This window comes from Loktanella gaetbuli, from assembly GCF_020531945.1.
Taxonomy (GTDB): Bacteria; Pseudomonadota; Alphaproteobacteria; order Rhodobacterales; family Rhodobacteraceae; genus Loktanella; species Loktanella gaetbuli.
The window spans coordinates 195,793-221,059 of record NZ_JAJATZ010000001.1 but is presented as its reverse complement, the minus strand read 5'-3'; the positions used below and the strand labels follow the sequence as shown (position 1 = coordinate 221,059).

The 25,267-nt window shown below is 60.6% G+C and carries 24 protein-coding genes and 1 tRNA gene; 10 read left to right on the top strand and 15 right to left on the bottom strand.

All coding sequences use genetic code 11. The features are described from left to right. Nucleotides 1-34: 34 nt before the first annotated feature. Entirely contained in the window at nucleotides 35-1,369 is a 1,335-nt protein-coding gene (gene tig, locus LGQ03_RS01065; RefSeq protein ID WP_090159290.1) for a trigger factor, read from the bottom strand. A 25-nt stretch (nucleotides 1,370-1,394) separates the two neighbouring features. Next, a tRNA-Leu gene (locus LGQ03_RS01060) sits at nucleotides 1,395-1,479 on the bottom strand. Nucleotides 1,480-1,651: 172 nt separating this feature from the next. Between LGQ03_RS01060 and LGQ03_RS01055 the strand changes: the two genes are divergently transcribed. The 3 genes from LGQ03_RS01055 (at nucleotide 1,652) to glnA (ending at nucleotide 4,234) form a co-directional block, all read left to right on the top strand. Further along, nucleotides 1,652-2,119 (top strand): Hint domain-containing protein, encoded by a 468-nt coding sequence (locus LGQ03_RS01055; RefSeq protein WP_226746904.1) that lies wholly within the window; start codon nucleotides 1,652-1,654, stop codon nucleotides 2,117-2,119. A gap of 339 nt (nucleotides 2,120-2,458) precedes the next feature. Continuing rightward, nucleotides 2,459-2,797, top strand: a complete 339-nt coding sequence (locus tag LGQ03_RS01050) for a P-II family nitrogen regulator (RefSeq protein ID WP_056031582.1) — start codon at nucleotides 2,459-2,461, stop codon at nucleotides 2,795-2,797. A gap of 30 nt (nucleotides 2,798-2,827) precedes the next feature. Then, the gene (glnA, locus tag LGQ03_RS01045) at nucleotides 2,828-4,234 is read left to right on the top strand and encodes a type I glutamate--ammonia ligase (RefSeq protein ID WP_090159288.1); all 1,407 of its coding nucleotides are present in this window, start codon (nucleotides 2,828-2,830) and stop codon (nucleotides 4,232-4,234) included. Nucleotides 4,235-4,431: 197 nt separating this feature from the next. On the opposite strand, the gene hflX is transcribed toward glnA, so the two are convergent. The 9 genes from hflX to dusB form a co-directional block, all read right to left on the bottom strand. Next, nucleotides 4,432-5,709 carry a GTPase HflX gene (gene hflX, locus LGQ03_RS01040; protein WP_226746903.1) on the bottom strand — a complete coding sequence of 426 codons (1,278 nt, stop codon included), beginning with the start codon at nucleotides 5,707-5,709 and terminating at the stop codon, nucleotides 4,432-4,434. Beyond that, a complete protein-coding gene (gene hfq, locus LGQ03_RS01035; protein WP_226746902.1) occupies nucleotides 5,710-5,943 on the bottom strand; it encodes an RNA chaperone Hfq in 234 nt (77 codons plus the stop codon). 102 nt (nucleotides 5,944-6,045) lie between these two features. After that, nucleotides 6,046-7,566: a TrkH family potassium uptake protein gene (locus LGQ03_RS01030; RefSeq protein ID WP_226746901.1), complete on the bottom strand. Its 1,521-nt coding sequence runs from the start codon at nucleotides 7,564-7,566 to the stop codon at nucleotides 6,046-6,048. Continuing rightward, nucleotides 7,566-8,942, bottom strand: a complete 1,377-nt coding sequence (gene trkA, locus LGQ03_RS01025) for a Trk system potassium transporter TrkA (RefSeq protein WP_056031567.1) — start codon at nucleotides 8,940-8,942, stop codon at nucleotides 7,566-7,568. Before trkA ends, LGQ03_RS01030 begins: the two co-directional genes overlap by 1 nt. A 55-nt stretch (nucleotides 8,943-8,997) precedes the next feature. Continuing rightward, nucleotides 8,998-10,398: a nitrogen assimilation response regulator NtrX gene (ntrX, locus tag LGQ03_RS01020; protein ID WP_226746900.1), complete on the bottom strand. Its 1,401-nt coding sequence runs from the start codon at nucleotides 10,396-10,398 to the stop codon at nucleotides 8,998-9,000. A gap of 10 nt (nucleotides 10,399-10,408) precedes the next feature. Beyond that, nucleotides 10,409-12,655 (bottom strand): sensor histidine kinase NtrY-like, encoded by a 2,247-nt coding sequence (locus LGQ03_RS01015; protein WP_226746899.1) that lies wholly within the window; start codon nucleotides 12,653-12,655, stop codon nucleotides 10,409-10,411. An 87-nt stretch (nucleotides 12,656-12,742) separates the two neighbouring features. After that, a complete protein-coding gene (locus LGQ03_RS01010) occupies nucleotides 12,743-14,104 on the bottom strand; it encodes a response regulator (protein WP_090159283.1) in 1,362 nt (453 codons plus the stop codon). Next, nucleotides 14,104-15,174: a two-component system sensor histidine kinase NtrB gene (locus tag LGQ03_RS01005; RefSeq protein ID WP_056031552.1), complete on the bottom strand. Its 1,071-nt coding sequence runs from the start codon at nucleotides 15,172-15,174 to the stop codon at nucleotides 14,104-14,106. The genes LGQ03_RS01010 and LGQ03_RS01005 overlap by 1 nt, the downstream gene beginning before the upstream one ends. Continuing rightward, nucleotides 15,171-16,157, bottom strand: a complete 987-nt coding sequence (gene dusB, locus LGQ03_RS01000; protein ID WP_226746898.1) for a tRNA dihydrouridine synthase DusB — start codon at nucleotides 16,155-16,157, stop codon at nucleotides 15,171-15,173. The genes LGQ03_RS01005 and dusB overlap by 4 nt, the downstream gene beginning before the upstream one ends. Nucleotides 16,158-16,344: 187 nt before the next feature. Between dusB and LGQ03_RS00995 the strand changes: the two genes are divergently transcribed. The 4 genes from LGQ03_RS00995 to LGQ03_RS00980 all read left to right on the top strand — a co-directional run bounded on the left by LGQ03_RS00995 (nucleotide 16,345) and on the right by LGQ03_RS00980 (nucleotide 19,753). Further along, nucleotides 16,345-17,463 (top strand): bifunctional 2-C-methyl-D-erythritol 4-phosphate cytidylyltransferase/2-C-methyl-D-erythritol 2,4-cyclodiphosphate synthase, encoded by a 1,119-nt coding sequence (locus LGQ03_RS00995; RefSeq protein ID WP_226746897.1) that lies wholly within the window; start codon nucleotides 16,345-16,347, stop codon nucleotides 17,461-17,463. After that, entirely contained in the window at nucleotides 17,460-17,951 is a 492-nt protein-coding gene (locus LGQ03_RS00990; RefSeq protein WP_226746896.1) for a phosphatidylglycerophosphatase A family protein, read from the top strand. Before LGQ03_RS00995 ends, LGQ03_RS00990 begins: the two co-directional genes overlap by 4 nt. Next, on the top strand, nucleotides 17,948-18,433 hold the full coding sequence (locus tag LGQ03_RS00985; protein WP_226746895.1) for a CinA family protein: 486 nt from the start codon (nucleotides 17,948-17,950) through the stop codon (nucleotides 18,431-18,433). The genes LGQ03_RS00990 and LGQ03_RS00985 overlap by 4 nt, the downstream gene beginning before the upstream one ends. 138 nt (nucleotides 18,434-18,571) lie before the next feature. Then, on the top strand, nucleotides 18,572-19,753 hold the full coding sequence (locus LGQ03_RS00980; protein WP_226746894.1) for an ammonium transporter: 1,182 nt from the start codon (nucleotides 18,572-18,574) through the stop codon (nucleotides 19,751-19,753). Nucleotides 19,754-19,800: 47 nt separating this feature from the next. Here the strand turns inward: LGQ03_RS00980 and LGQ03_RS00975 are convergent, their stop codons facing one another. Beyond that, entirely contained in the window at nucleotides 19,801-20,250 is a 450-nt protein-coding gene (locus LGQ03_RS00975) for a type II toxin-antitoxin system RatA family toxin (RefSeq protein ID WP_056031531.1), read from the bottom strand. A gap of 82 nt (nucleotides 20,251-20,332) precedes the next feature. Here LGQ03_RS00975 and hpt point away from each other — a divergent pair, with 82 nt between their 5' ends. Further along, the gene (hpt, locus tag LGQ03_RS00970) at nucleotides 20,333-20,869 is read left to right on the top strand and encodes a hypoxanthine phosphoribosyltransferase (protein ID WP_056031527.1); all 537 of its coding nucleotides are present in this window, start codon (nucleotides 20,333-20,335) and stop codon (nucleotides 20,867-20,869) included. After that, the gene (locus tag LGQ03_RS00965) at nucleotides 20,866-21,045 is read left to right on the top strand and encodes a DUF3649 domain-containing protein (RefSeq protein WP_226746893.1); all 180 of its coding nucleotides are present in this window, start codon (nucleotides 20,866-20,868) and stop codon (nucleotides 21,043-21,045) included. Before hpt ends, LGQ03_RS00965 begins: the two co-directional genes overlap by 4 nt. Here the strand turns inward: LGQ03_RS00965 and lipA are convergent. Further along, nucleotides 21,042-21,989, bottom strand: coding sequence for a lipoyl synthase (gene lipA / locus LGQ03_RS00960; protein WP_056031521.1), 948 nt, complete (start codon nucleotides 21,987-21,989; stop codon nucleotides 21,042-21,044). The two genes, LGQ03_RS00965 and lipA, sit on opposite strands and share 4 nt — an antisense overlap. Before the next feature lie 99 nt (nucleotides 21,990-22,088). After that, the gene (locus tag LGQ03_RS00955) at nucleotides 22,089-23,156 is read right to left on the bottom strand and encodes a DUF6456 domain-containing protein (protein WP_226746892.1); all 1,068 of its coding nucleotides are present in this window, start codon (nucleotides 23,154-23,156) and stop codon (nucleotides 22,089-22,091) included. 235 nt (nucleotides 23,157-23,391) lie between these two features. Between LGQ03_RS00955 and LGQ03_RS00950 the strand changes: the two genes are divergently transcribed. Continuing rightward, the gene (locus LGQ03_RS00950; RefSeq protein WP_226746891.1) at nucleotides 23,392-23,700 is read left to right on the top strand and encodes a DUF6477 family protein; all 309 of its coding nucleotides are present in this window, start codon (nucleotides 23,392-23,394) and stop codon (nucleotides 23,698-23,700) included. Here LGQ03_RS00950 and LGQ03_RS00945 read toward each other — a convergent pair. Continuing rightward, complete coding sequence (locus tag LGQ03_RS00945; protein ID WP_226746890.1) at nucleotides 23,693-25,240, bottom strand: trimethylamine methyltransferase family protein; 1,548 nt, start codon at nucleotides 25,238-25,240, stop codon at nucleotides 23,693-23,695. The genes LGQ03_RS00950 and LGQ03_RS00945 overlap by 8 nt on opposite strands. Between the last annotated feature and the right edge of the window lie 27 nt (nucleotides 25,241-25,267).

The following is a 25,267-nucleotide window of genomic DNA, read 5'->3' as shown; positions in this document are numbered from 1 at the left end:
GGGGCGCCATTTCGGACAACGTTGATCCTCTGGATCAGTCTTCGGATTCCATCGCCTCGACAGCTTTCTGCAGGTCGTCCTTGCTGACTTCCTTCTCGGTCACATCTGCTTTTTCAAGGATGTGATCGACGACCTTGTCCTCGAACAACGGCGCTTGCAGCTGCTGGCGGAACTGTGCGTTCTGCTGCACGAACTCAAAGAATTGACGCTCTTGTCCCGGGTACTGACGCGCCTGGTTCATGATGGCCTGCGTCATCTCCTGGTCCGTCACCTTGATCTCTGCCTTCTGGCCGATATCGGCCAGCAACAGGCCCAGCTTCACCCGACGCTTGGCCAGGGTGATGTGCTCTTCGGTCGGGTTGATCTCGGGGTGGTCATGGCCCTGGACGTCGGGGTTTTCCTCATGCCACAGCTGGTGCGCGATCTGACCGGCTTCGGCATCGACCAGGCTGGGGGGCAGTTCGAAATCGACTGCCGTGTCCAGCTCGTCCAGCAGCTTGCGCTTGGCGACCGCGCGGGACGCGCCCTGATATTCGGCTTCCAGACGATCACGGATTTGACCCTTCAGGGCCTCCAGATCCTCGGCACCGAATTTCTTGGCCAGTTCGTCGTTCATTTCCGGCGTGACGGGCTCGCGGACCTCTTTGACGGTCACATCAAACACGGCTTCCTTGCCGGCCAGATGCTCTGCCTGATAATCCTCGGGGAAATTGACCGTCACGGCCTTTTCCTCACCGGCCTTGGTCTTCAACAGCTGCTCCTCGAAACCGGGGATAAAGGAGTTGGACCCCAGCACCAGCGGGTAATCTTCGGCCGATCCGCCGTCAAATGCCTCACCGTCGATCTTGCCGACGAAATCGATCACGACCTGATAGCCATCCTTGGACAGACCGTTCTTTTTCTCGAACGTCTGGGCCTGCGGGCTCTCTGCCAGGTTGGTCAGTGCTTCTTCGACAGCAGAATCATCTGCCTTCACGACCATCTTTTCCAGCTTGATCGCAGAGAAATCGGTGTCCGGCACGTCGGGGAGCGCCTCGTAGGACACTTCGACAACGACATCGTCGCCCTCTTTCCAGTCCGCGTTGGACATCTTCATTTCGGGCTGAGCAGCCGGACGATCACCGGTGCTGTCAAGATGGTCGCGCAGGGCACCGTCGATGCTGTCCTGCATGGCTTCGCCCATCAGGCGCGGACCGAACTGCTTGCGCAACAGGGCCATCGGCACCTTACCCTTGCGAAAGCCCTTCATTTCCACGCCTGGGCGCGCTTCTTCCAGCTTCTCGACAACTTTTGCATCCAGTTCTGCCGCTGTGACAGTGATGGTATAGCCGCGCTTGAGGCCGTCGTTCAGGGTCTCGTTGACCTGCATGAAATGTCCTTCTTTCATTCGAATATGGTGCGGGTGAAGGGACTTGAACCCCCACGCCTTGCGGCGCCAGAACCTAAATCTGGTGCGTCTACCAATTCCGCCACACCCGCATTGTTACGGGGGCACGTTTCCGCGCCCCCGGTGTTTGGCGGCTGTCTAACAAAGGTCACAGGGGGATGCGAGAATAAAAAGCATCCCAGAAAAAGCATGACTGTGCCAGAATCTTGCCTTAGTTGTGGAAGAACTATTGAGGCAGACACAAGCTAGAGCGGGAAAAACGCCATGCAGACCAAGACGATCGAACGCAGCGTTGCTGCGCCCAAGAAAGCTAAACTCAACGCAGGCGTATGCGCCGGTACAACCATCATGACGATGGAAGGCGAAATGCCCGTCGAACACCTCGAAGCGGGCATGCGCATCATCACCCGCGACAGTGGCATGGCGATCCTACGTAAAATCGACGTAGCAACCCAGAAAATCGCACCGATCCGTATCAAGGCCGGTTCGCTCGGGCACACACGCCCTGACCGCGACATCATGGTTACGCCCAACACGATCCTGCACATTCGCGATTGGCGTGCCGAAGCACTGTTCGGAACCCAGACCGCCAATATCGAGGCCGCCCGTCTGGTCGACGGCGAATACCTCGCCCCCCAGGCGGCACAACAAATGACAACCTACACGCTTACCTTTGATCGCCAGCATATCCTTTATGCCGACGGCATCGAAATGGCATCTGCCGCCGTCTGACGGCGCGACACGGCCAGTTGGCCGCATATGACTATAAAAACAGCACGCGCAGTGCTTTCGGGACGTGTCTCTGCCGATCTTGCGATCGTCTTGGCCCGAAAGCATTGCGCGTTTTTGCGTTTTTTACCCAAAATTCCCCGGAAAACCGCCGGTCGCCCGGCGTTCGGATCTCGAACTTGGCCGCAATTCTCATTTCGCACTCTTTTTGACCAGATAGCCTAAATTTTGCACCGATGCGTATTTTTCAGTCTGATCCCATGCCCTGCGATGCCGGGATGAATTGTAGGTCTGTCACGAAAATGTTCTCACCTCGGAGGTAAGCCATACGGGGGAGTCTGCGTGAAGAAAATCGAAGCCATCATCAAGCCGTTCAAGCTGGATGAAGTAAAAGAAGCGCTGCAAGAAGTCGGCATTCAGGGCTTGTCCGTTGTCGAAGTCAAAGGTTTCGGCCGTCAGAAAGGTCATACCGAATTGTACCGCGGCGCCGAATACGTCGTCGACTTCCTGCCCAAGGTAAAACTCGAGGTCGTCCTTGCCGACGATCAGGTCGATGCGGCAATCGCCGCGATCGTCGAGGCCGCCAAGACCGACAAGATTGGCGACGGAAAGATTTTCGTCAGCACGGTCGAACAAGCCATCCGCATCCGAACCGGCGAATCCGGCGACGACGCGCTGTAAAATACAAGACACGAACCGAAAGGACAGCTCATGAGCACCAAAGACTTTCTGAAAATGATGAAGGACGAGGAGGCCGACTACGTCGACATCCGCTTCACTGACCCCAAGGGCAAATTGCAGCACGTCACGATCGTGTCTGATCTGGTTGACGAAGACTTCCTCGAAGAAGGCTTCATGTTCGATGGTTCATCCATCGCAGGCTGGAAATCGATCGATCAGTCCGACATGAAACTGATGCCCGACACGGCAACAGCCTATGTCGACCCCTTCTATGCTGAAAAAACCATCTGTCTGCATTGCTCCATCGTCGAGCCGGACACGATGGAACCCTATGACCGCGACCCGCGCGGCACCGCCCAAAAGGCAGAGGCCTACCTGAAGTCATCCGGCATCGGTGACACCTTTTATTGCGGCCCCGAGGCTGAATTCTTCGTCTTTGACGACGTGCGCTACTCGGTCTCGATGAACAAGGTGTCTTTCCAGGTCGACGCAATCGACGGCGCATGGAACACCGATACCGAATACGAGATGGGCAACACCGGCCACCGTCCCGGCATCAAGGGCGGCTACTTCCCGGTGAACCCGATCGATGACGCGCAGGACATGCGTGGCGAAATGCTGACCACGATGAAGCGCATGGGCATGAAGGTCGACAAGCACCATCACGAAGTGGCCAGCTGCCAGCACGAGCTGGGTCTGATCTTCGGCACACTGACACATCAGGCCGACGAACTCCAGAAATACAAGTACGTCATCCACAACGTGGCCCAGGCCTACGGCAAATCGGCAACCTTCATGCCCAAGCCGATCGCAGGCGACAACGGCACAGGCATGCACGTGAACATGTCGATCTGGAAAGACGGCAAGCCCCTGTTCGCCGGCGACAAATACGCCGATCTGAGCCAGGAAGCGCTGTATTTCATTGGCGGCATCCTCAAGCACGCCAAAGCGCTGAACGCGATCACGAACCCGTCCACCAACAGCTACAAGCGTCTGATCCCCGGCTTCGAGGCTCCGGTTCTGCGCGCGTATTCCGCCCGTAACCGTTCGGGTTGTGTCCGTATCCCGTGGTCCGAATCGCCCAAAGCCAAGCGCGTCGAGGCACGTTTCCCCGATCCCGCCGCGAACCCCTACCTGTGCTTTGCGGCCCTGCTGATGGCCGGTCTTGACGGCATCAAGAACAAGATCGACCCCGGCCCCTCCTCGGACAAGGATCTCTACGACCTGCCGCCCGAAGAACTGGCCGCAATCCCGACGGTCTGCGGCTCGCTGCGCGAAGCCCTGGAATCGCTCGAGGCCGATCACGACTTCCTGCTGCAAGGCGACGTGTTCACCAAATCCCAGCTCGAAGGCTACATGGCCCTCAAGTGGGAAGAGGTCTACCAGGTCGAGCACACGCCGCACCCGGTCGAATACAAGCTGTACTACAGCTGCTAAATCACAAAAGGGCGCCCCACGGGGCGCCCTTTTCACATCAATAATCCATTCCCCAGATCATCCGGCCTAAACGACAGCTGATTTCAGACGAGAGTGCTCTGAACGGGTGCCTCCCCCCGCGCATCATCTTGCCCGAAATACTCCCGCCGGAGGCTCCCGCATGCACAACACGCGCGCCACTCGAACATCTGTGACTCTCAGTCCAGCTTCTGGAACCGGCGGGCCTGCGTCTGTGTCCAGAACACGTCGATGACATAGCCATCTTCAGTCTGCCTTTCGCCCGTCACCACGCCCTGATCGAACAACCACGCCCGCGCTTTACCGGCCCCGAACCCCAGAACCAGTTGATCTGCTGTTCGCGGGTCCTTGAGCACCTCGCTGATCGCATCCAGCAAAGGGTCCAGCCCTTCGCCGGTGATCGCGGAAATGGCAAAGATGTCTTCTGTTCTTGCCGCCTGCGTGACGATTCCATCGTGATCATCGCTGGGCAGCCGGTCGATCTTGTTCCAGACCTCCAGCAACGGGGCGTCATCGGCCACCCCCAAGGACGTGAGGATCGCCATCACATCCTTCGACTGCTCTTCGGTCTGCGGATGGCTGATGTCACGCACATGCACGATCAGATCCGCATCCAGCACTTCTTCCAGTGTTGCACGGAAGGCAGCCACCAGCTCAGTGGGCAAGTCGGAAATGAAACCGACCGTATCCGACATGATGATCTTGTCGCCCTCGGGCAGCTCGATCTGGCGCATGGTGGGGTCCAGCGTCGCGAACAGCATGTCCTTGGCGAATACATCCGCACCTGTCAGCCGGTTGAACAGCGTCGATTTTCCCGCGTTGGTATAGCCGACCAGCGCCACGATCGGATACGGGACCTTGGCCCGTGCCGCGCGGTGCAGCGTCCGGGTCTTGACGACCTTTTCCAGCTGCCGCTTCAGCGCCTGCAACTGCATGTCGATGGCACGGCGGTCGGCCTCGATCTGGGTTTCACCGGGACCGCCGACGAAACCAAGCCCGCCGCGCTGCCGTTCCAGGTGGGTCCAGGCCCGCACCAGACGGGTGCGCTGATACGACAATGCCGCCATTTCGACCTGCAACACACCCTCCGCGGTGCGCGCCCGATCCGAGAAGATTTCAAGAATCAAGCCTGTCCGGTCCAGCAGTTTGACGTCCCAGGCCTTTTCCAGGTTGCGCTGCTGCACCGGCGTGACGTGGCCGTCGATCAAGACAAGCTCGACCTCTTCGGCTTTCATCCGGTCTTTCAACTCGGCGATCTTGCCCTTGCCGAACAGAGTCCCCGGCAGCAATTTTGGCAAACGCACCACTTCTGCGCCGACGACCTGCAAATCAGGCAGGGCGGCGGCCAACGACACGGCCTCTTCCAGCGCGGGGTCAGCCGCGCGGCGGGTACGGTCGGTTTTCAGATCCGGGTGCAGAACGTAGGCCCGTGTGATGGGCCGGTCATGTTCAAGCAATTATTCTTCGCCCTCGTACAGGCTAATGGGTTGGGCTGGCATGATCGTCGAGATCGCCGATTTATATACCAGCTGGCTCTGGCCGTCGCGACGCAGCAGGACGCAGAAACTGTCGAACCACGTGATGACGCCCTGAAGCTTGACGCCGTTCACCAAAAAGATCGTCACAGGAACCTTGACCTTGCGCACGTGGTTCAGGAAGGTATCCTGCAGGTTGGCCTTGTCAGACGCCATATCGGGTCTCCAATTATTCTTGCGGGCCGCGGACCGACCGTAAACATCAGTTAGAAAGTATGGACACAGTCTTTCGGATGATCCAGCCCTAAAATCAACCCGCTAACGCCGCCAGATTTCAGGATTGAACAGCGCGATCAGGGCAAGTGTCTCCAGCCGCCCCAACACCATGGCCGCCCCAAGCACAGCCTTGGCCGCGTCCGGCAGACCCGCATAACTGATCGGCGACTCCGCCCCCACCACGGCCAGCGGCCCGGTTGTCGACAACGCAGCCACCGTCAGAACCATGGTCGTCTCGAACTGCACCCCTGTCAGGGCCAGAAGCAACATCACCGCCGCGATCGACAGGGCGAACAACATAAAGAATACCCATGAAATATAGGCCCCCTGACGTCGGATCGTGCGGGCCTCGCGTCCGCCGCCACCAACAGATGACGGATGCAGCAGACGTTCGACCTCGCGTTCGGAATGACGGAACAACGCATAGACGCGCAGCAGTTTCACGCCGCCCGCCGTAGTCGCAGCACCGCCACCGATCAGGGCTATCCCCACCAGAAACAGGCCGGGGGTTTCCAGACCGGACCACTCGGCCGCGCCGTCCCAAAACCGTGATTCGAACCCTGTGGTCGTCAGGAATGATGTGACGGTAAAAATACTGCCCCAGAGTGACGAAAACAGCGCGGGCAGCGTCGAAGTCGTCCCCTCCTCTATGCTGCCCAGCCAATGACGCAGGAAAAGCATCGCCGTGACGCCCGAGACCAGAATCAGTGCCATACGCACCTCAGGGTCACGGGCCAGCCGCGCATCACTGTCCCCGAACATGCCCCGCGAAAACGTCAGGCGCGAAATGGCAAAGGCAAAGAAACAGAAAATCAGAAGTTCGCCCCAGAACCCCGACACAGCGTAATAGACCCCCCCAATAGGCGAAATCCCGGAAGTCGAAAGCACCGACATCGCATGGCACAGCGCGATATAGGGCACTTCACCCAGCAGCACCAAACCGATCCACAACACAAAGGTCAGCCCGACATAGATAGGGGCAAGCGTGGCCGTATGCCGGGCCAACCGGTCCTGTAGTCGCGCGACCTCGCCGATCTGACTATAGCGGCCCGCCGTGAACTGCGCCGATCCGCCAGCGGTCCGCACCTCGAACCCGCCCAGATTCATGGGTGCGAAAATGGCGACAGCCACGATCCATGTCAGCATTCCGCCCAGCCAGCCGACAGTCGCGCGCCACAGATGCAACGATGGCGGCAGACGTCCCGCGTTTTCGTATAGCGTTGCACCCGTCGTCGTGAACGATGACACCATCTCGAACCAAGCGTCGCTGAACCGGATGTTTTCACCCGCCTCGTAGAACGGGACGGCAAACATGATCGGCAACAACCCAAAGGCCAGCACCAGCGTCATCAACTGGCTGAGGGCGGCATTGCGCGGCACCCGCCCGGATGTCGCAAGCCCCGCCAGCAACGTCAGCGTCAACCCCAGCAGCGCAGCATAAAAAAACGTCTGCATCACGCGGGTCGCACCCAATGCCGTGGCATGGATTGCCGGCACCAGCATGGCAGCCGACCCGATCCCCATCAGCAGCACAAAAAATGGCAGGGACCGAATAATTGCCATCAGAAAAAGTCGATCGACACCTGCAACAGGCGCTCGACCTCTGGCACGTCGTTCGCCATTGCAAAGATCGCAACCAGATCACCGTCATCGATCCGTGTATCGGCGACCGGTTTGATCATCTTGCCATTCTTGGAAATACCGCTGACCACGGCACCCTCTGGGAACTGGATGTCGCGGATTTTTTGACCTGCCATGGGCGATGTGGACAACACCTGCGCCTCGATCAATTCAGCCTCGGCATCGCCGATCGAATAGACCCCCCGCACCCGTCCGTGGCGCACGTGTCGCAGGATCGACGACACGGTTGTCGACCGCGGGTTGATCCAGGCATCCACGTCCAATGGCCCCATCAGGGGCACCAGCGTCGGATCGTTGACCAGACAGATCGACATCTTGCAGCCCATCTCCTTGGACCGGACCGATGCCAGCAGGTTCACCTTGTCATCGTCTGTCACGGCCAGAACCGCATCCGCTGTCGCGATCCCCGCCTCGTCGAGGAGTGCGGCATCCAGACCGTCGCCATGCAGCACGATGGTGCGATCCAGCGCATCCGCCGCGGCCTCTGCCGCCTCGCGCGTCCGTTCGATCATGCGCACCCGCAAACGTTCGGTCTTGGCCTCCAGCGCGCGTGCGACGGCCAGACCGACATTGCCACCACCGATGATGACGATGCGTTGCTGTCGGGTCTGATGTTTGCCGAAAATCTCCAGCGTCCGGTTCACGTCATCCGTATGCGTAAAGATATAGGCGTCATCGCCGGCAAACAGCTGATCCTTGGCCGAGGGCACGAACATCACGCCATCGCGCCTTACACCCACCACAATCGCCCGCAATGTCGAAAACAGATCCGTCAACTGGCGCAGCGGCGTATTTACCACCGGGCAATCGGCCTCGATCGAAATGCCCATCAGGGTGCCCTGATCATTCAGGAATTGTTCGGTGTCGAATGACGCAGGCGAGGCCAACCGTTGCAGCGCCGCCGCTGCGACTTCTTTTTCAGGGCTGATGACCACGTCGATCGGCAGATGATCGCGTCGGTACAGGTCGGAATAGATCGCATCCAGATAGCTTTGCGACCGCAGACGCGCGATCTTGCGGCGGATCGAGAACACGGAATGCGCCACCTGACAGGTGACCATGTTCACCTCGTCGGAATGGGTTGCGGCGATGATCATGTCAGCGTCACGCGCCCCTGCCCGTTCCAGGATGTCGGGATAGCTGGCAAAGCCGCTGATGCCCTGCACATCCAGGCTGTCCGTCGCGCGACGCACCAGTTCGGGATTGTTGTCCACAACCGTCACGTCGTTCTGTTCGCCCGCCAGATGCCGGGCGATTTGCCAGCCGACCTGACCAGCCCCGCAGATGATGACCTTCATCGATGTTCTCCTGCCGACCTACGCTCCAGTGACATGGCCGGTGCCGCGCGTCAATTCACGCGCCTTCTTCGACGTAGGCCACGCGTGCGCCCGCCTTGTTTGCCGTCGCGACACCCAGCGACTTGAGCTTGCGATGCAATGCGCTGCGTTCCATCCCGACAAAGCTGGCGGTGCGGCTGATATTGCCACCGAAACGGTTGATCTGGGTCAGCAGATACTCGCGTTCGAACAGCTCGCGCGCCTCGCGCAGCGGCAATGTCGCAAGCCCGCCCGACAGCACGATCCGTCCCTCGGTTGCGGGCGCTTCATCAGAGTTGGGCAACTCTTTGGCACCGATGGGATGGTTGCCCTCGCCCAGAATCAGCACGCGTTCCACGACGTTTTTCAACTGACGGACGTTGCCCGGCCACAGCATCGTCTGCAACAGCGCGCGCGCATCCTCGGCCAGCTCGCGCAGCGGCAGACCCTGCGCCTTGTTCAGTTGTGCAATGAAATATTCGGCCAGCGTGGGGATGTCCTCGCGGCGTTCTTCCAGGCTGGGCACATCAATCGGCACCACGTTCAGGCGGTGAAACAATTCCTGACGGAACAGTCCCTGTTCGATCAGTTTCGGCAAATCGCGGTTCGTGGACGAGATGAAACGCAGATCGACCTGCACTTTTTCGGTCCCCCCGACACGCTGGAATGATTGATCGACCAGAACCCGCAGCATCTTGGCCTGTGTGCCCATCGGCATCTCGGCCACTTCATCCAGATAGATGATCCCGCCGTTGGCCTGTTCCAGCAGACCCTTTTCAACGCCCTTGCCGGCACTTTCACGGCCAAACAAGGCCTCTTCCATGTGGTCGGGTTCGACACTGGCGGAATTGATCGTGACAAATGGTGCGCCCGCCCGGTTGGAATTGGCATGGATATAGCGCGCGGCGATTTCCTTGCCTGCACCGGCAGGGCCGGTCAGCATCACACGGCCGTTGGATTTGGTCACCTTGTCCAGCTGCGCCTTCATGGCGCGGAACGCCGCACTGTCACCCAGCATGTCGGCCGGCGCGCTCTCACCGCGTTTGAGTTCGACATTCTCGCGCCGCAGACGACTGGTTTCCATCGCGCGCCGGATCACGACCATCAGCTGATCGATGTTGAACGGTTTTTCGATGAAATCGTAGGCCCCCTGCTTGATGGCCGCGACCGCGATCTCGATGTTGCCATGCCCGGAAATGATGACGATCGGCACCTCTGGATAGTCACGTTTGACGGTTTTCAGAATATCGATCCCGTCCATGTTGGAATCCTTGAGCCAGATATCCAAAATCATCAGCGCCGGCGTTTCCTTGGCGATCTCGGCCATGCATTGATCGGAATTTGCAGCCAACCGCGTGGTGAAACCCTCATCCTCGAGGATATCGCCGATCAGTTCCCGGATGTCGCGTTCGTCGTCGGTGATCAGAATGTCGCCCATAGTCAAAACCTCATGCTGGAATTTTGTTGGCCGCAACCCCGACAGGGGCCAACGGCAGTTCAATCACGGCACAGGCCCCCGCGTGGGTGTCCATGCCGAAAGGTTCGGCATCCACAAGTTGCAGCGTGCCGCCGTGTTCTTCGATGATCTTGCGCACGATGGGCAGGCCCAGGCCCGTCCCGTTGTCGCGCGTCGTCACATAGGGTTCGAACAGCCGGGCGCGGTCCTGCGGCAGACCGATCCCGTTGTCGGAAATCGTGATCCGCACGCCGTGATCCCCCACCACCATCGCAACCCGGATAAGTGGATTGGCAACCGGCTCACCCTGCTGTTCCGCGCGGGATTCGATCGCCTCGCCTGCGTTCTTGATCAGATTGGTCAGGGCCTGCCCGATCATCGTCTGGTCGATATCTGTCAGAACCGGCTGCGCTGGCGTATCGGCAGTGATCCTGACATCCGGCTGACCTGCTTCTTGCAGCGTTACCACATCGCGCAACAGTGCCGACAGGTCCGAAACGGCCAGCTCGGGTTCCGGCATCCGCGCGAATTTCGAAAATTCATCGACGATACGACGCAGATCATTGGTCTGCCTCACGATCACATCGGTCATCTGGTTCAATTTGTCGGTGTCTGTGACCTCTGCCCCGAACTTGCGTTTGATGCGCTCGGCCGACAGCTGGATCGGCGTCAGCGGGTTCTTGATCTCGTGGGCGATGCGGCGGGCGACATCACCCCAGGCGGCCATGCGCTGTGCGCTGACCAGGTCGGTCACATCGTCGAATGCGACCACATAGCCGTCCAGTGTCCCGTCATTGCCTGCACGCGGTGCCATACGGACCAGCAGGCTTTCCTGTTTGCCACTGCGTACGAGGTTGACCTGTTCCTGCACGAATGGCCGGCCATCAGCGCGCAGCTTTTCGAACAATGTCCCGAATTCGGGCACAGCCACCGACAGCGCGGTCGTGGTCTGGCCACGCCCGACGTTCAACAACCGCACTGCAGAGGGGTTCACGAAACTGATCCGACCATCTGCGTCCAGCCCGACCACGCCGGATGTGACCGATGACAGCACGGAATCGAACAGGCGGTTGCTGCCAACCAGATCGTCGCGCTGCGTTTTCAGCTGACTGGTCATCTGGTTGAAATAATGCCCCAACTGGCTGATTTCGTCGTCGCCTTCGTCCTCGATCACGCGGACGTCCAGATCACCGGCACCGACCCGCTGCGAGGCCGTCACGAGCCGCCCGACCGGTCGCGACAGCCGTTCCGCGAACCACAGTCCCAGCCAGGTCGCGGCGAGGATCAGGATCACCGCAAATCCCAGATACAATCCACCGAACTGGAACAGCAACGCACCCCGGTCGCGTTCCAACTGTTCATACAAGGCGACCGTCGCCTCGGTCTCGTCCAGCAGGGCCAGGATTTCCCCATCGACCGGGCGGGTCACCAGCAGGAAACGATCCGGAAAGGTGTCGACCGCCAAAAGTGCGCGAAATTCATTGTTTGCCGCATCTTCGATCACGACGGCACCGCTGTTGCGGGCCCTGTCGAAATCGGCGGGATCGGGCCGTTCGTAGTTGAAATCATACGACCCGCCGCCACGCGTCATGATATCCCCGGCCCCGTTGAGGAAAAAAACCTCGGACAATCCACGGTCGATCTGCGGCTGCACGACCGCAATGGCCTGCCGCACGTCACCGTCGTTCATAAAGAAATTGGCCTGCCGCTCGGTATTGAGGTATGCCGCAAGCGCGTTTCCGTCGCGCAGCACCTCTGATCGTTCTTCCTCTTCGTAGGCCTGCGCGGTCGACAGCGATGTGCCCAGAACGTTCTGCACCCGCTCTGAAAACCACCCCTCGAACCCCAGATTGATGGACAGCACCGCAAAGACAGCGACCAACACCGTCGGGATCAATGCGAGGGCCACGAAAACGCCCGTCAGACGCAAGTGCAGACGCGATCCTGCCGACTGGTTGCGGCGCGCCACGATCAGATAGAACACCCGGCTCAGCACGAGCCCTGCAACGATTATGATGTAGACAAGGTCGGCCAGCAGCACCAGACGCAGGATCGGCGACGCAGACCCGGCATCCAACGGACTGCGCAGGATCAGAAACGTCACGACAGCCAGCACCGGGCCCAGAACAACCAACCCGAGGGTCGTGAAATTCTGGACGGCACGCCGCCGTCGCCAGCGCTTGATACGCTGGTAATTCAAGCTCAACCGGGACCGCTGCACGCGAATTGCCCTGTCCATTGCGACGGGAGTGACCCCGCCAATACCGCCGTTTTATGTGGTCCTTGCCGTCGGATGTTCCGCCGGGGCCACGCTTATGTTGCGGTTTTACATCAATTTGCGGCGGCGTGTCACCTGAATATCGAGGTCCGTGATCTTCTTTCTGAGTGTATTGCGGTTGATGCCCAGCAAATCAGCACATTTCGCCTGATTTCCGGCGGTCGCGTCGAGGGCGATTTCGATCAACGGGGCCTCGACCTCGCGCAGAATGCGGTTGTACAGTCCCGGCGGTGGCAGCATGCCGCCGTGCAGGTCGAAATAGCGTTTCAGGTGGCGTGCCACAGCACTCGACAATTTATCCGTATCGCCACCGCGCAGCGGCTCCATTGCAGGCTGGTTGCCCAGAACCGCCTCAACTTCGGTCTTGCTGATTTCCTCGCCGGCTGCCGTAAACACCAGACGCCGCACCGTATTTTCCAGTTGGCGCACATTGCCGGGCCAACTGTAGGTGCGCACCAGTGCCGTGGCCGCATCAGAAATGCGCCGCAACGGCCCGCCATCACGTTCCGCCTTGGCCAGAAAATGCTCTGCCAGCAGCGGGATGTCATCGACCCGTTCCCGCAATGACGGCACGGCAATCGTCACCCCGGACAGGCGGTAGAACAGATCGTCGCGGAACGCGCCTGCCTCGATCTTGCTGCCCAGATCGGTTTGCGATGTCGCCATGATCCGCGGTGCGCTGTCGCCCAATTGATCCAGCATCCGCACGATCCGTCCCTGGGCCTGCGCATCCATATCTCCGATTTCATCGAACAGGATGGATCCGCCCCGCGCACGCGACAGCACCGATTGCGGCCCGTCCGCTCCGTCCAGATCGGCCCCGCCGACCGTAATGAATGGCAGCGACCTGCGATCCGAAAAATCATGGATCGCGCGTGCAATCAGCGATTTTCCCGTGCCACTTTCGCCCGTAATCAGGACCGGCATGGATGTATTCATGACCCGCGCGACCAGTTTGTACAGCGCCTGCATCGCGGGGGTCCGACCCACCAGCGGCAAATCCGAATGCTCACCCGCCGTTTCGCGCCGAACCGGGTGCGACGTGCGTTTGACCTCTAGCGCGCGGGCTGCGCGTTTCATCAGGTCGGGCAGATCGAACGGTTTCGGCAGATAGTCGTAGGCGTCAGCCTCTGCCGCCTGGATTGCAGTCATGATGGTGTTCTGTGCCGAAATCACGATGACGGGCAGACCGGGTCGCAATTCCGCGATCTTGGGCAATTGATCCAGCCCGTTCCCGTCGGGCATGACCACGTCCGAAATCACCAGATCACCCTTGCCCTCTTCGACCCAGCGCATCAGCGTCACCAGCGACGATGTCGCGTGCACCTTGCAGCCCGCGCGGGTCAACGCTTGGGTCAGGACCGTGCGGATCGTGCGGTCATCATCCGCAACCAGAATCGTGCCATCCATCAATCGTCTCCGTCGTCTGTGTCTGCGCGCGGCAGTGAAATCCGAAATACCGTTCGGCCCGGGGCGCTATCGACTGTGATCCAGCCACCGCCGTCCTGTATGAGTTTGCTGACCAGTGCGAGCCCCAGACCGGTGCCGTTTTCACGCCCCGAAACAAAGGGTTCGAACACGTTGCTGGCGATATCGGGCGGCAGGCCCGGTCCGTCGTCAATCACCTCGATCTGCAACGGTAGCCGCGCGTGCGACCCATCGGCCTGCAACACCCGCAGGCTGGCATCGTAGAATGTCCGCAGCGTGATCTTGCCGCCCGGACCACCCGCCTCTGCGGCGTTCTTGATCAGGTTCTGGAAAATCTGCTGCAACTGATCCGCATCCGCCAGCGCCCGCGGCAAGGACGGGTCATAATCCGTCACGAACATCATATGCGCGCCAAAGCCGACCGAGGCGGACTGACGCGCCCGATCCAGCGTATCGTGGATGTTGATGGACTTGCGGCTGGGCTGGCGCAGGTTGCCGAACTGTTCGACCTGTTCCAGCAGTTTCACGATGCGGCGCGATTCCGCGACGATCAGGTCCGTCAGCTCCTGGTCCTCTGGCGACAGGCCCATCGACAGCAATTGTGCGGCACCCGTGATCCCCGCCAGCGGGTTCTTGATTTCATGCGCCAGCATTTCGGCCATGCCGATGGCCGATCGTGCCGCCTTGCCGGTCACCGTGTTCTGCACGAGGCGCGACACGATCTGCTGTGGGCTGATGATCATGATCATCACGCCGTCACGGTTTTGCAGCGGCGAAAACTGCAGATTGCAATGCTGCGGCGCGCTCATGCCCGAGCCGACGAAAACATCATTGATGAACAAGGATGTCTGCTGTTCCCGCGCCCGTTCAAACGGACCATCCAAGGGTGAATCGATCAGGACCTTTTCCCAGACGACCTGATTTTTCAGCGCCTTTTCCGACAGGTTCAGAAAACTTTCTGCTGCAGGATTGGATTCCAGAATGCGGTCATTGGCATCCAGCAATAACGCAGGCGTCGGCAGCGACACCCACAGGGCGATATCCTCGATCATGCGGCCACCGGTGCGGTCTGGGACATCGCATCCGGGATCAGCGACAAAACGCTCTGCGGCGATGACGCCGTCAGCACAGCGTGCCGCAATCCCGGCAAGGTGCCCGCTGTATCCATGTACCAACCAAGATGTTTGCGCGCGACACGCAGGCCCAAGCTCATGCCATAAAACCTCAGCATCGCCTCGTAATGATTTGATACCATTTCAATAAATTCATTTTCACCGGGTGCCTTTGGCACCGGTGCACCGGACATGCGCGCTGCAATCTGGGCCAGCACCCAGGGCCGGCCCTGCGCCCCGCGTCCGATCATCACACCGTCCGCGCCAGACTGGTCCAGTGCCTGCACAGCCGTGGCATGATCCACGATGTCGCCATTGGCGATCACCGGGATATCAACGGCCTCGCGCACCGCACGGATCGCAGCCCAATCGGCATGCCCCTTGTAGAACTGGCAGCGGGTCCGACCGTGGATCGTGACAAGCTGAATGCCTGCATTCTGCGCACGCAGCGCCACCTCAGCCGCGTTCAGGCTGCCGTCATCCCAGCCCAGCCGCGTCTTGAGCGTCACAGGCACATCCACCGCCGCGACCACCGCCTCGATCAGGCGCAAGGCGTGATCGGGTTCACGCAACAGGGCCGACCCCGACATACCGCCCACGACCTTTTTCGCAGGACATCCCATGTTGATATCAATCAGCGCCGCCCCGTTTGCGGCAACCATGCGCGCGGCCTCAGCCATCCAATACGGATCGCGCCCCGCCAACTGCACGGCAGTCGCCCGCTGGTCAAATCCCAGTTCAGCACGGTCACGCACGCTTGCCTTGGCCTGCACCATCTCTTGCGATGCGACCATTTCCGACACGACCCAGGATGCGCCGAACCCCGCCACAACCTGACGAAACGGCAAATCCGTGATCCCCGCCAGCGGCGCAAGAGCCACCGCCGGGCAGTCGGTCAAGGGTAGGTTTGCCGCAGCATTCATCGTTTGCCTAAAGCCTGTGCGTTACATCCGAACATGTGTCTACCTACGCGGCGCAGGCCCGGACGCCAAGGCCAGTGCACTATGTACACGCATACCGCCCATATTTTAGGCACACCTGCCGGCACTTGCGCGGACCCTGTCCGTTCAATAGTCACTTTGTAGACGCGCAAAGTGAGTATGACCGCCGATGCCAGGAACCGCCGCCATCATCGTTGCAGCCGGACGTGGACTTCGTGCGGGCGGCGGCGTGCCGAAACAATGGCGTGATCTGGCGGGGGTACCCGTGTTGGAACGGACCATCAACGCCTTTGCCGCACACCCGATGATCGACGAGGTCGTCGTCGTCCTGCACCCCGACGACATCAACCGTTGCGCGACACTGGGCGTGGTCTGCACGCCCGGCGGCGCCACGCGTCAGGCCTCTGTGCTGGCTGGGCTTCTCGCCACGCAGGCCGACCGCGTGCTGATCCACGATGCCGCACGCCCCTTGGTGCGGGCCTCTCTGATCGACCGGGTCTGCACGGCGCTGGACAGCCATGTCGGAGCCGCCCCCGCGATAGCCGTCACCGACGCGCTTTGGCGTGGTGACGCAATGGTGACAGGATTGCAGGACCGCACGGGTCTGTATCGTGCACAGACGCCGCAGGGGTTTGACCGGGCGGCAATTCTTGCCGCACATCGGGCGGCCCTCTCTGATGCCGCCGATGATGTGGCTGTGGCACTTGCCGCCGGGCTGGACGTCGCCATCGTCGCGGGCGATGAAGACAATATCAAGATAACGCATGCGGACGACTTTGCCCGCGCCGCACAACTGATGGAGAGGCGCATGGATGTCAGACTGGGCAACGGGTATGACGTGCACCGGTTCGGACCGGGTGACCACGTCATGCTGTGCGGTGTGAAACTGCCCTTTGACCGCGGGTTGCAGGGGCATTCCGATGCCGACGTGGGCATGCACGCGGTCACGGATGCGATCTATGGCGCATTGGGACAAGGCGACATCGGCGTGCATTTCCCCCCGACCGATCCACAATGGAAAGGTGCCGAAAGCCACATTTTCCTGCGGCACGCGGCACAGATGGCCCGCGACATGGGATTTGCCATTTCAAACGTCGACTGCACGCTGGTGTGCGAATACCCCAAGGTCGGGCCACATCAGGCCGCAATGCGCGCCGCCATGGCCGAGATTTTGGGCATCGCCCCCGACCGGGTCAGCGTCAAGGCGACGACATCGGAACGGTTGGGTTTCACCGGCCGGGGCGAAGGTATCGCAGCCCTTGCCACTGCCGCACTGATGTCCGCATGACCCGCCTGATCGCTACATTCTTCTACGTGGGTTATCTGCGTCCCGCCCCCGGAACCTGGGGATCGCTGGCAGCACTGCCGACGGGCCTCGCCTTGATGATCCTCGGCGGCCCCTGGTTGCTGGTTGCGGGCACCGCTGCAATCTTTGGCGCGGGATGGTGGGCAACCGGCCGGATGATCGCAGGTCAGGCGAACCATGACCCGTCCGAGATCGTCGCGGACGAGGTTGCGGGCCAATGGATCGCGCTCTGGCCTCTGGCCTTTGGTGCCGCCAACGCAGGCGCGGCCTATACCGCGCTCTGGCCCGGCTGGTTGGCGGCTTTCCTGCTGTTTCGCCTCTTCGACATCACAAAATGGGGCCCTGTCGGTTGGGCCGACAGACGCGGTGACGCGCTGGGGGTGATGCTGGATGATGTGATCGCCGGCCTGTTCGCAGCCCTGGGCGTCGTCATCCTTGCAGGGCTGTTCCACGCTGTGCTGATGACATGAACAACGCAGCACACCTCATTGATCTTGCAAGGGAACGGGGCATCATGATCGCCCTGGCCGAGAGCTGCACCGGCGGATTGATATCTGCCGCCTTGACCGCAGTGCCCGGCAGCTCTGCCGTCTTTGACCGTGGCTTTGTCACCTATACCAATGCGGCCAAACAGGCGATGCTGGACGTCCGTTCCGAGACGCTGAATGCGCATGGTGCGGTGTCGGAACAGGTCGCCCGCGAAATGGCCAGCGGCGCACTGGCGCGGTCACAGGCCGCAATCGCGCTGTCGGTCACCGGGATTGCAGGCCCCGGCGGATCTGACCACAAGCCCGAGGGACGCGTGTGTTTCGGCGTCGCCACACAGGCAGGCACGTTCAGCGAAACACGCGAATTCGGGGCCATCGGGCGCGATGCGGTCCGCGCGGCCACCGTCACACACGGGTTGAGCCTGCTGTCAGAGGCAATGATTCACTTTTCGCCACTTTCTTAGGCGTTCCGCCGAAAAAGCGCGCCAAATAAGCGCAGTTCGATAAACGCCCATTTGTTTTGCGGCCCTCGTAGCAGTTGCCACTTTCTTTACCGACACGAATCCGGCCTCTGGGCCGAAATTTTCGTGAGGAGAAAACAGATGAACGGAGCGGATACCGCTTGGATCATGGTGGCAACGGCGCTTGTGCTGTTCATGACACTACCCGGACTGGCCTTGTTTTACGGGGGCCTCGTGCGGGCCCGCAACGTGCTCAGCGTCTTTATGCACTGCTACGCAATTGCCTGTTTGATGAGCATTCTGTGGTTTGCCTTTGGCTATTCCATCGCGTTCGGGGGCGGCACGACCGGCTATTGGGGCGGTCTGGACAAGCTGTTCCTCGCGGGCATCGACGCGGACAGCCTGGCGGGCAACCTGCCTGAAATCCTGTTCTTTGCGTTTCAGATGACCTTTGCGATCATCACCCCTGCCCTGATCGTCGGTGCCTATGTCGAACGGATCGGGTTTGGATTCGTGCTGCTGTTTTCCGGTCTGTGGATGCTGCTGTGCTATGCGCCTGTCGTGCATTGGGTCTGGGGCGGCGGGATACTGGCCGACGGCGGAATCTTTGGCGACACCGGGGTGCGCGATTTTGCGGGCGGCATCGTCGTCCATGAAACCGCAGGTCTGGCAGCGCTTATCCTCGCTGTGATGCTGGGCGCGCGCAAGGATCGCAGCAAGCCGCCGCACAATCCCGGTCTGGTGATGATCGGTGCGGCGATGCTGTGGGTCGGCTGGTTCGGATTTAACGGTGGCAGCCAGTTGGCCGCCGACGGCGGTGCGGCCATGGCGATCACCGTCACGCATCTGTCTGCCGCTGCCGCATCGCTGACCTGGGCCCTGTGGGAACGAATCAAATTCGGTCGTGCCTCGCTGGTGGGCCTCGTGACCGGCACCATCGCCGGTCTGGCCAGCATCACACCCGCGTCAGGTTTTGTCGGCCCGGTCGAGGCGCTGATCATCGGAGCGATCGCGGGCGTCCTGTGCCAAGAGGCCGTCGCCCTGATCCGCACCAAACTGTCGATTGACGACACATTGGACGTCTTCGCCGTCCACGGCGTCGGTGGCATCTTTGGCACCATCATGATCGCGGTCTTTGGTGCAGGTACTTGGGCGGCACAGCTGGGATCACTGGCCATCGTCGGTGTCTGGACTACCGTCGTGACCGTGGCGCTGATCTACATCTGCCGCGCCGTGACACAGTTCCGCGTGTCCGAGGAAACCGAAATCACCGGACTGGACCTGACCACCCACGGTGAACGCGCCTACGATTTGAATACCTGAACGCAAAACGGGGGCCGCAGGGCGCCCGTTTCACATCCGAAATCGCGTCATGCGGTGCCGTACAGTGCCGCCGCGCGCCGTTCGAACGCCTTGACGATGGTCTGCATCGCCTGATTGAAAAACATACCCGCCGCCCCCTGAAGCAGGCGATTCTTGAATTCAAAATCGACGTGGAAATGCACCTTGCAGCCCTCTGGTGCATCCGAAAATTCCCAACGCGAATTCAGATGCTTGAACGGGCCGTCAATATATTGCGTGTCGATCGCCTTTTGCGCGGGCCACAGTGTGACGCGGCTGCCAAAGGTTTCGCGGAACACTTTGAAACTGACCACCAGATCCGCCAATATTTCGACCCGGTCATCGAACGTGGTGCGGTCGCGCAGACGCGCCGCCGCTGTCCAAGGCAGGAATTTCGGGTAGCTTTCGACATCGGCGACAAGATCGAACATCTGCTGCGGTGTATAGGGCAGAACCCGTGTCTCGTCGTGAACTGGCATTGGTGACTTTCGGTTGTGTGACTATGCCACTGAATGTCGTATGTAGGCCCCTGAAATCAACCCCGGTGCGACAGGTGACCCCATGAGCCAACCCTATGTCATTGACCAGATGATCAGCGCAAAAGCGATTGCCGCGCGAATCGAGGCGCTGGCCGATGAAATCCAGACCACGTTCGCAGGCACGGACAAACTGCTGGTCGTGGGCCTGCTGCGTGGATCATTCGTATTCATCGCCGATCTGGTGCGCGAACTGGATCTGCCGGTCGAGGTCGATTTTATCGAGGCCAGCAGCTATGGCGACGGCATGGAAAGCAGCAGAGAGGTGCGAATCCTCAAGGATCTGCGTGGCACCGTCGAAGGTCGCGATGTGCTGATCGTCGAGGATATCGTCGACACGGGCCATACCCTTGCCCGGGTGACGGATTTCGTCATGGCACGGAATCCGGCCCGTCTGAAAACGATTGCATTGCTGGACAAACCCGCCCGCCGCGAGGTCGATTTCAAGGCCGACATGATCGGGTTTGAAATCCCGGACGCCTTTGTCGTGGGCTACGGCATCGACTACGCACAGCGTAATCGCAACCTGCCCTATATCGGCTGCGTGCGGTTCACATCATGAACCCGCGCTGGCTGCTGAACGCCAGTCGATGGGCCCGCAATCCGCCATCGGCCAAACGGGTCTGGCTGGGCCTGACGGTGATTGCGATCTGTCTTGCGCTGGCGGGTGTCGAGCACCTGTTCGGCCTGTCGATGGACGCGGACCCAGCAGGTCCGCGCCCCATCACGCAGCCCTAGCCCAGTTTGGCCAGCCGTGCCGCCTGAAGCCGGGCGAAATCATCGCCCGCGTGATAGCTTGATCGCGTCAGCGGAGAGGCCGAAACCATCAGGAAACCCTTGCCGAACGCGGCCTTCTCGTAGGCTGCAAACTCCTCGGGGGTGACGAACCGATCAACGCGGTGGTGCTTGGGCGTCGGTTGCAGATACTGACCGATCGTCAGAAAATCGATGTCAGCGGCGCGCATGTCCTCCATCACCTGAATGACAGCCTGACGGTCCTCGCCCAACCCGACCATGATGCCGGATTTGGTGAACATGGTGGGGTCCAGCTCCTTGACCCGCTGCAACAGGCGCAGGCTGTGGAAATACCGCGCACCGGGCCGCACCTCGGGATATAGTCCCGGCACGGTTTCAAGGTTGTGGTTGAACACGTCCGGCTTCGCCGCAACCACGACCTCCAGTGCCTCTGGTGCGCAGCGAATGAAATCGGGGGTCAGGATTTCGATTGTCGTGCCCGGGGCCTGACGGCGCACGGCACGGATGGTCTGCGCGAAATGCTCTGCCCCGCCGTCCGCGACGTCGTCACGGTCAACCGATGTGATCACGACGTGTTTCAGACCCAGTTTCTTGACCGCATCCGCCACGCGGCCCGGCTCGAACACATCCAGCGCCTCGGGCGGTTTGCCTGTCGCGATATTGCAGAACGTGCAGGCGCGGGTGCAGACCTCGCCCATGATCATCATGGTGGCGTGACCCTGGCTCCAGCATTCGCCGACATTGGGGCAACCCGCTTCTTCGCAGACCGTCGTCAGCTTGTGCGTGCGCATGATGTCGCGCGTGGTCTTGTACCCCTCGGACGTCGGTGCCTTGACCCTGATCCAGTCCGGTTTCTTGGGCTGGACGTTGTCGGGTCGCTTGGCCTTTTCTGGATGCCGCTGAGCCGGAATTTTCAGGTCGCGCATGATGACCGCCTTGGTTCGCCTTTGGTTCCCTTGCACTTAGGCGCTTGCGCAGCAAAAGTCCATGAACCCGCCGCGCAGTCCCGCCATGCAAATCGGCGCTTAGCCTATCATGGGTGACTGTTTGCCGTTCGCACTGTCATAGTGACGCAGCAGACGTTGCAAGGCGATGCGCAGAACGATCTTGCCCGAACGCGAGGACCAGCCCATGGCGCGTTCGGTCACTTCCAGGCCTTCCAACAGGCAGCAACAACGCAGGACGGCATCCTGCAATCCCGGCCCCAGGTCGTCCAACGCATCCGTCAATCGTTTGCGCGCGGCCAATGCACCACGCGACAATGACCTGCGCGGTTCAGGCGACAGCGCCGCGCGCCAATCCTCGGTCACGTCCGGGCCTGCGTCAGCGACGACGAAATCCTCTCGCAGACGCTCACCTGCCTGCACCAGTTCACGCGACAGGAACGGTTTGCCCGCCTTGTCGCGCCGGCGCGACAGCCCCATCAGGGGCGTTTCGGTCGCGATGAACCGTGACGCGGCCTGCCGACCGTTCGGGGCAATCCAGTCCGCATGCCCTGCCGCCGCATCCGCAAATCCCTGCGCCCTGTTTTCGTCACGTGCCGTCAATCGGCGCAATTCCGCCCGGCCCGTCGATGTCACGAAATAACGCGCAATCCGTGCGCCCGGATCGGCGCAGGAAATCCAGTTCTGCAACGCAAAGGCCTGCGCCAATTCAGCCTCGACCACAGCCGTCCGCAGCGTCTCACCCTCTGCGTCCTCTCTGACGATCACCGCGCTGTCCATGTCACGGGCGACAGCCATGACCGCACCGGGTTCGCACAGACGTCGCAGGATATGGCCCGCCTCACGTTCCATCCGCGCCTTGCTCAGGGTGCGCGACGGCATCGCCGCAACCGGAGACATTGGCGTGATTGGCGATGCCTTTTGTTCGAGATGCGCATCCGTTTCGGACAGCGCCCGCAAAGCCGCGTCAACCAGCGGATCGTCACGACGCGCCTCGCAATTGCGCACCTGCCGCAGGATCGTTGACGGATGAACCGCCCGCTTGCGCGCGAGTGCGCGAATGGACCGTCCCTTGGTCGTATGGGCGATATAATCCTGGACTGGCGACGGCACCCAGTCCGCATCGTTTGCATTTTGTGTTGAATTCATCGTTGCGTCCCCTTCCCGGCTACGCAGGTTTGACCAAGGCCAACCTGTCTATTTCGAACAACCTATGAGTGTCTAATTAACTAGACGTTAATATTAACACACTCGTAACTTTCTGCTCTGAAAGGATTTATTTTCACCTGATGGATCGCACGATGAAATCGATTGCGGCGCAACACCGCCTGAGATTGTGAAAAACTGACATCCGTTGCGATACGAAAATGCAAAGGATGACACGATGCTCGATCTTCATACACAGATACGCAGGCTCAATCGGCCACAGCTCCTTGTGCGCGCGGCACGCTTTGCGCTGACCGACTATCAACGGGGGCGCGATCTGTCGCGATTGCTGGACGGGCGGGTTCCGGCGACCCCCGGCCCGACACTGATGATCCTGATGGAACGAGAGACCGAAATGGAGGCTGCCCGCCGCGCGCAATCCTATGATTACCGGATTGGCGATCACATCACCGCGTTATGTGCCATCATGTCAGAGGCGCGCGACCTTGCAGCGACGCGCCCCTGCCCGGTGCCACCCCCTACATAAAGCTATCGGGCATCGACGCCTTCTTGTCGGCGACGTAGGCACGCAGCCGTGCCTCGATCTCGGGATCGAGGGGCGGCTGCCGGTATGTGTCCAGCAGACGTTTCACCCGCGCGCTGGCCAGGGCCTGCGTATCGCGCGCGCCCTCCTCATCCCATGTCTCGAATGGCTTGTAGTCCAGCAGCTCTGACCGCCAGAACGCGGATTTGAAATTCTGCTGCGTATGCGCGCAGCCCAGAAAATGGCCACCCGGTCCGACCTCGGCGATGGCATCCATAGCCTGCCCGTTTTCGGACATGTCCACGCCCTTGGCGAAATGGTGCAATGCCCCCAACTGGTCGGCATCCATCACGAATTTCTCGAAGCTGGCGACCAGACCGCCTTCCAGCCAACCACAGGCATGCAGCATGAAATTCACACCCGACAGCAGGCCCATGTTCAGACTGTTTGCCGTTTCATAGGCAGCCTGTGCATCGGGCAGTTTTGACCCGCAGAACGACCCGGCCGACCGGTATGGCAGGTTCATTCGCCGTGCGAGCTGCCCCACACCATAGGTGATATGGCTGGCCTCTGGCGTGCCAAAGGTTGGCGCGCCAGAGTTCATGTCGATCGAGGTCACAAAGGCCCCCATCACCACCGGCGATCCCGGCCGCACGAGCTGGGAATAGGCAATGCCGGCCAGCGCCTCTGCCAGCACCTGCGTCAGCGTTCCCGCCACCGACGTCGGTGCCATCGCGCCACCCACGATGAACGGACTGATGATGCTGGCCTGATTGTTGGCGGCAAAAACCTCCAGTGCACCCATCATCACCGAATCGAATGTCAGCGGACTGTTGATATTGATCAGTGACGTCATCACCGTGTTGTTCTGCACAAATTCCGCGCCGAACAGGATGTTGCACATGTCGATCGAATCCTGCGCGCGGCTGGGTTCTGTCACGGACCCCATGAACGGCTTGTCCGACAGAATCATATGCGCCAGCAGCATGTCCAGATGCCGCTTGTTCACCGGAATGTCGGTGGGTTCGCAGACCGTTCCGCCGGAATGGTGCAACCATTTCGACATATAGCCCAGTTTTACGAATTTCTCGAAATCATCCAGCGTCGCATACCGGCGGCCGCCCTCTGCATCGCGCACAAATGGCGGACCATAGACCGGGGCCAGCACCAGATTCTTGCCGCCGACCACGACTGACCGTTCGGGGTTACGGGCATGCTGGATGTATTCCGACGGGGCCGTGCTGCACAGCTTGCGTGCCAGACCGCGTGGAATCCGCACGCGTTCACCCTCGATCTGCGCACCCGCAGCGCGCCAACGATCCAGCGCCGCCGGGTTATCGACGAAATTCACGCCGATCTCTTCCAGAACCGTTTCGGCGTTGCGCTCGATGACCTGCAACGCCTCTTCGGTCAGAACCTCGTAGTTGGGAATGTTGCGTTCGATATACTTTGCGGTTTCGACGCTGACGGCGGTGCGTTCCGCGCGCCGGGCGGCCCCACCGCCACCACGGGCCCTGCGGCTGGGGGAAATTGTTTCTGTCATGTCGGGCCTCTTTAAGCTTGCGTTGCC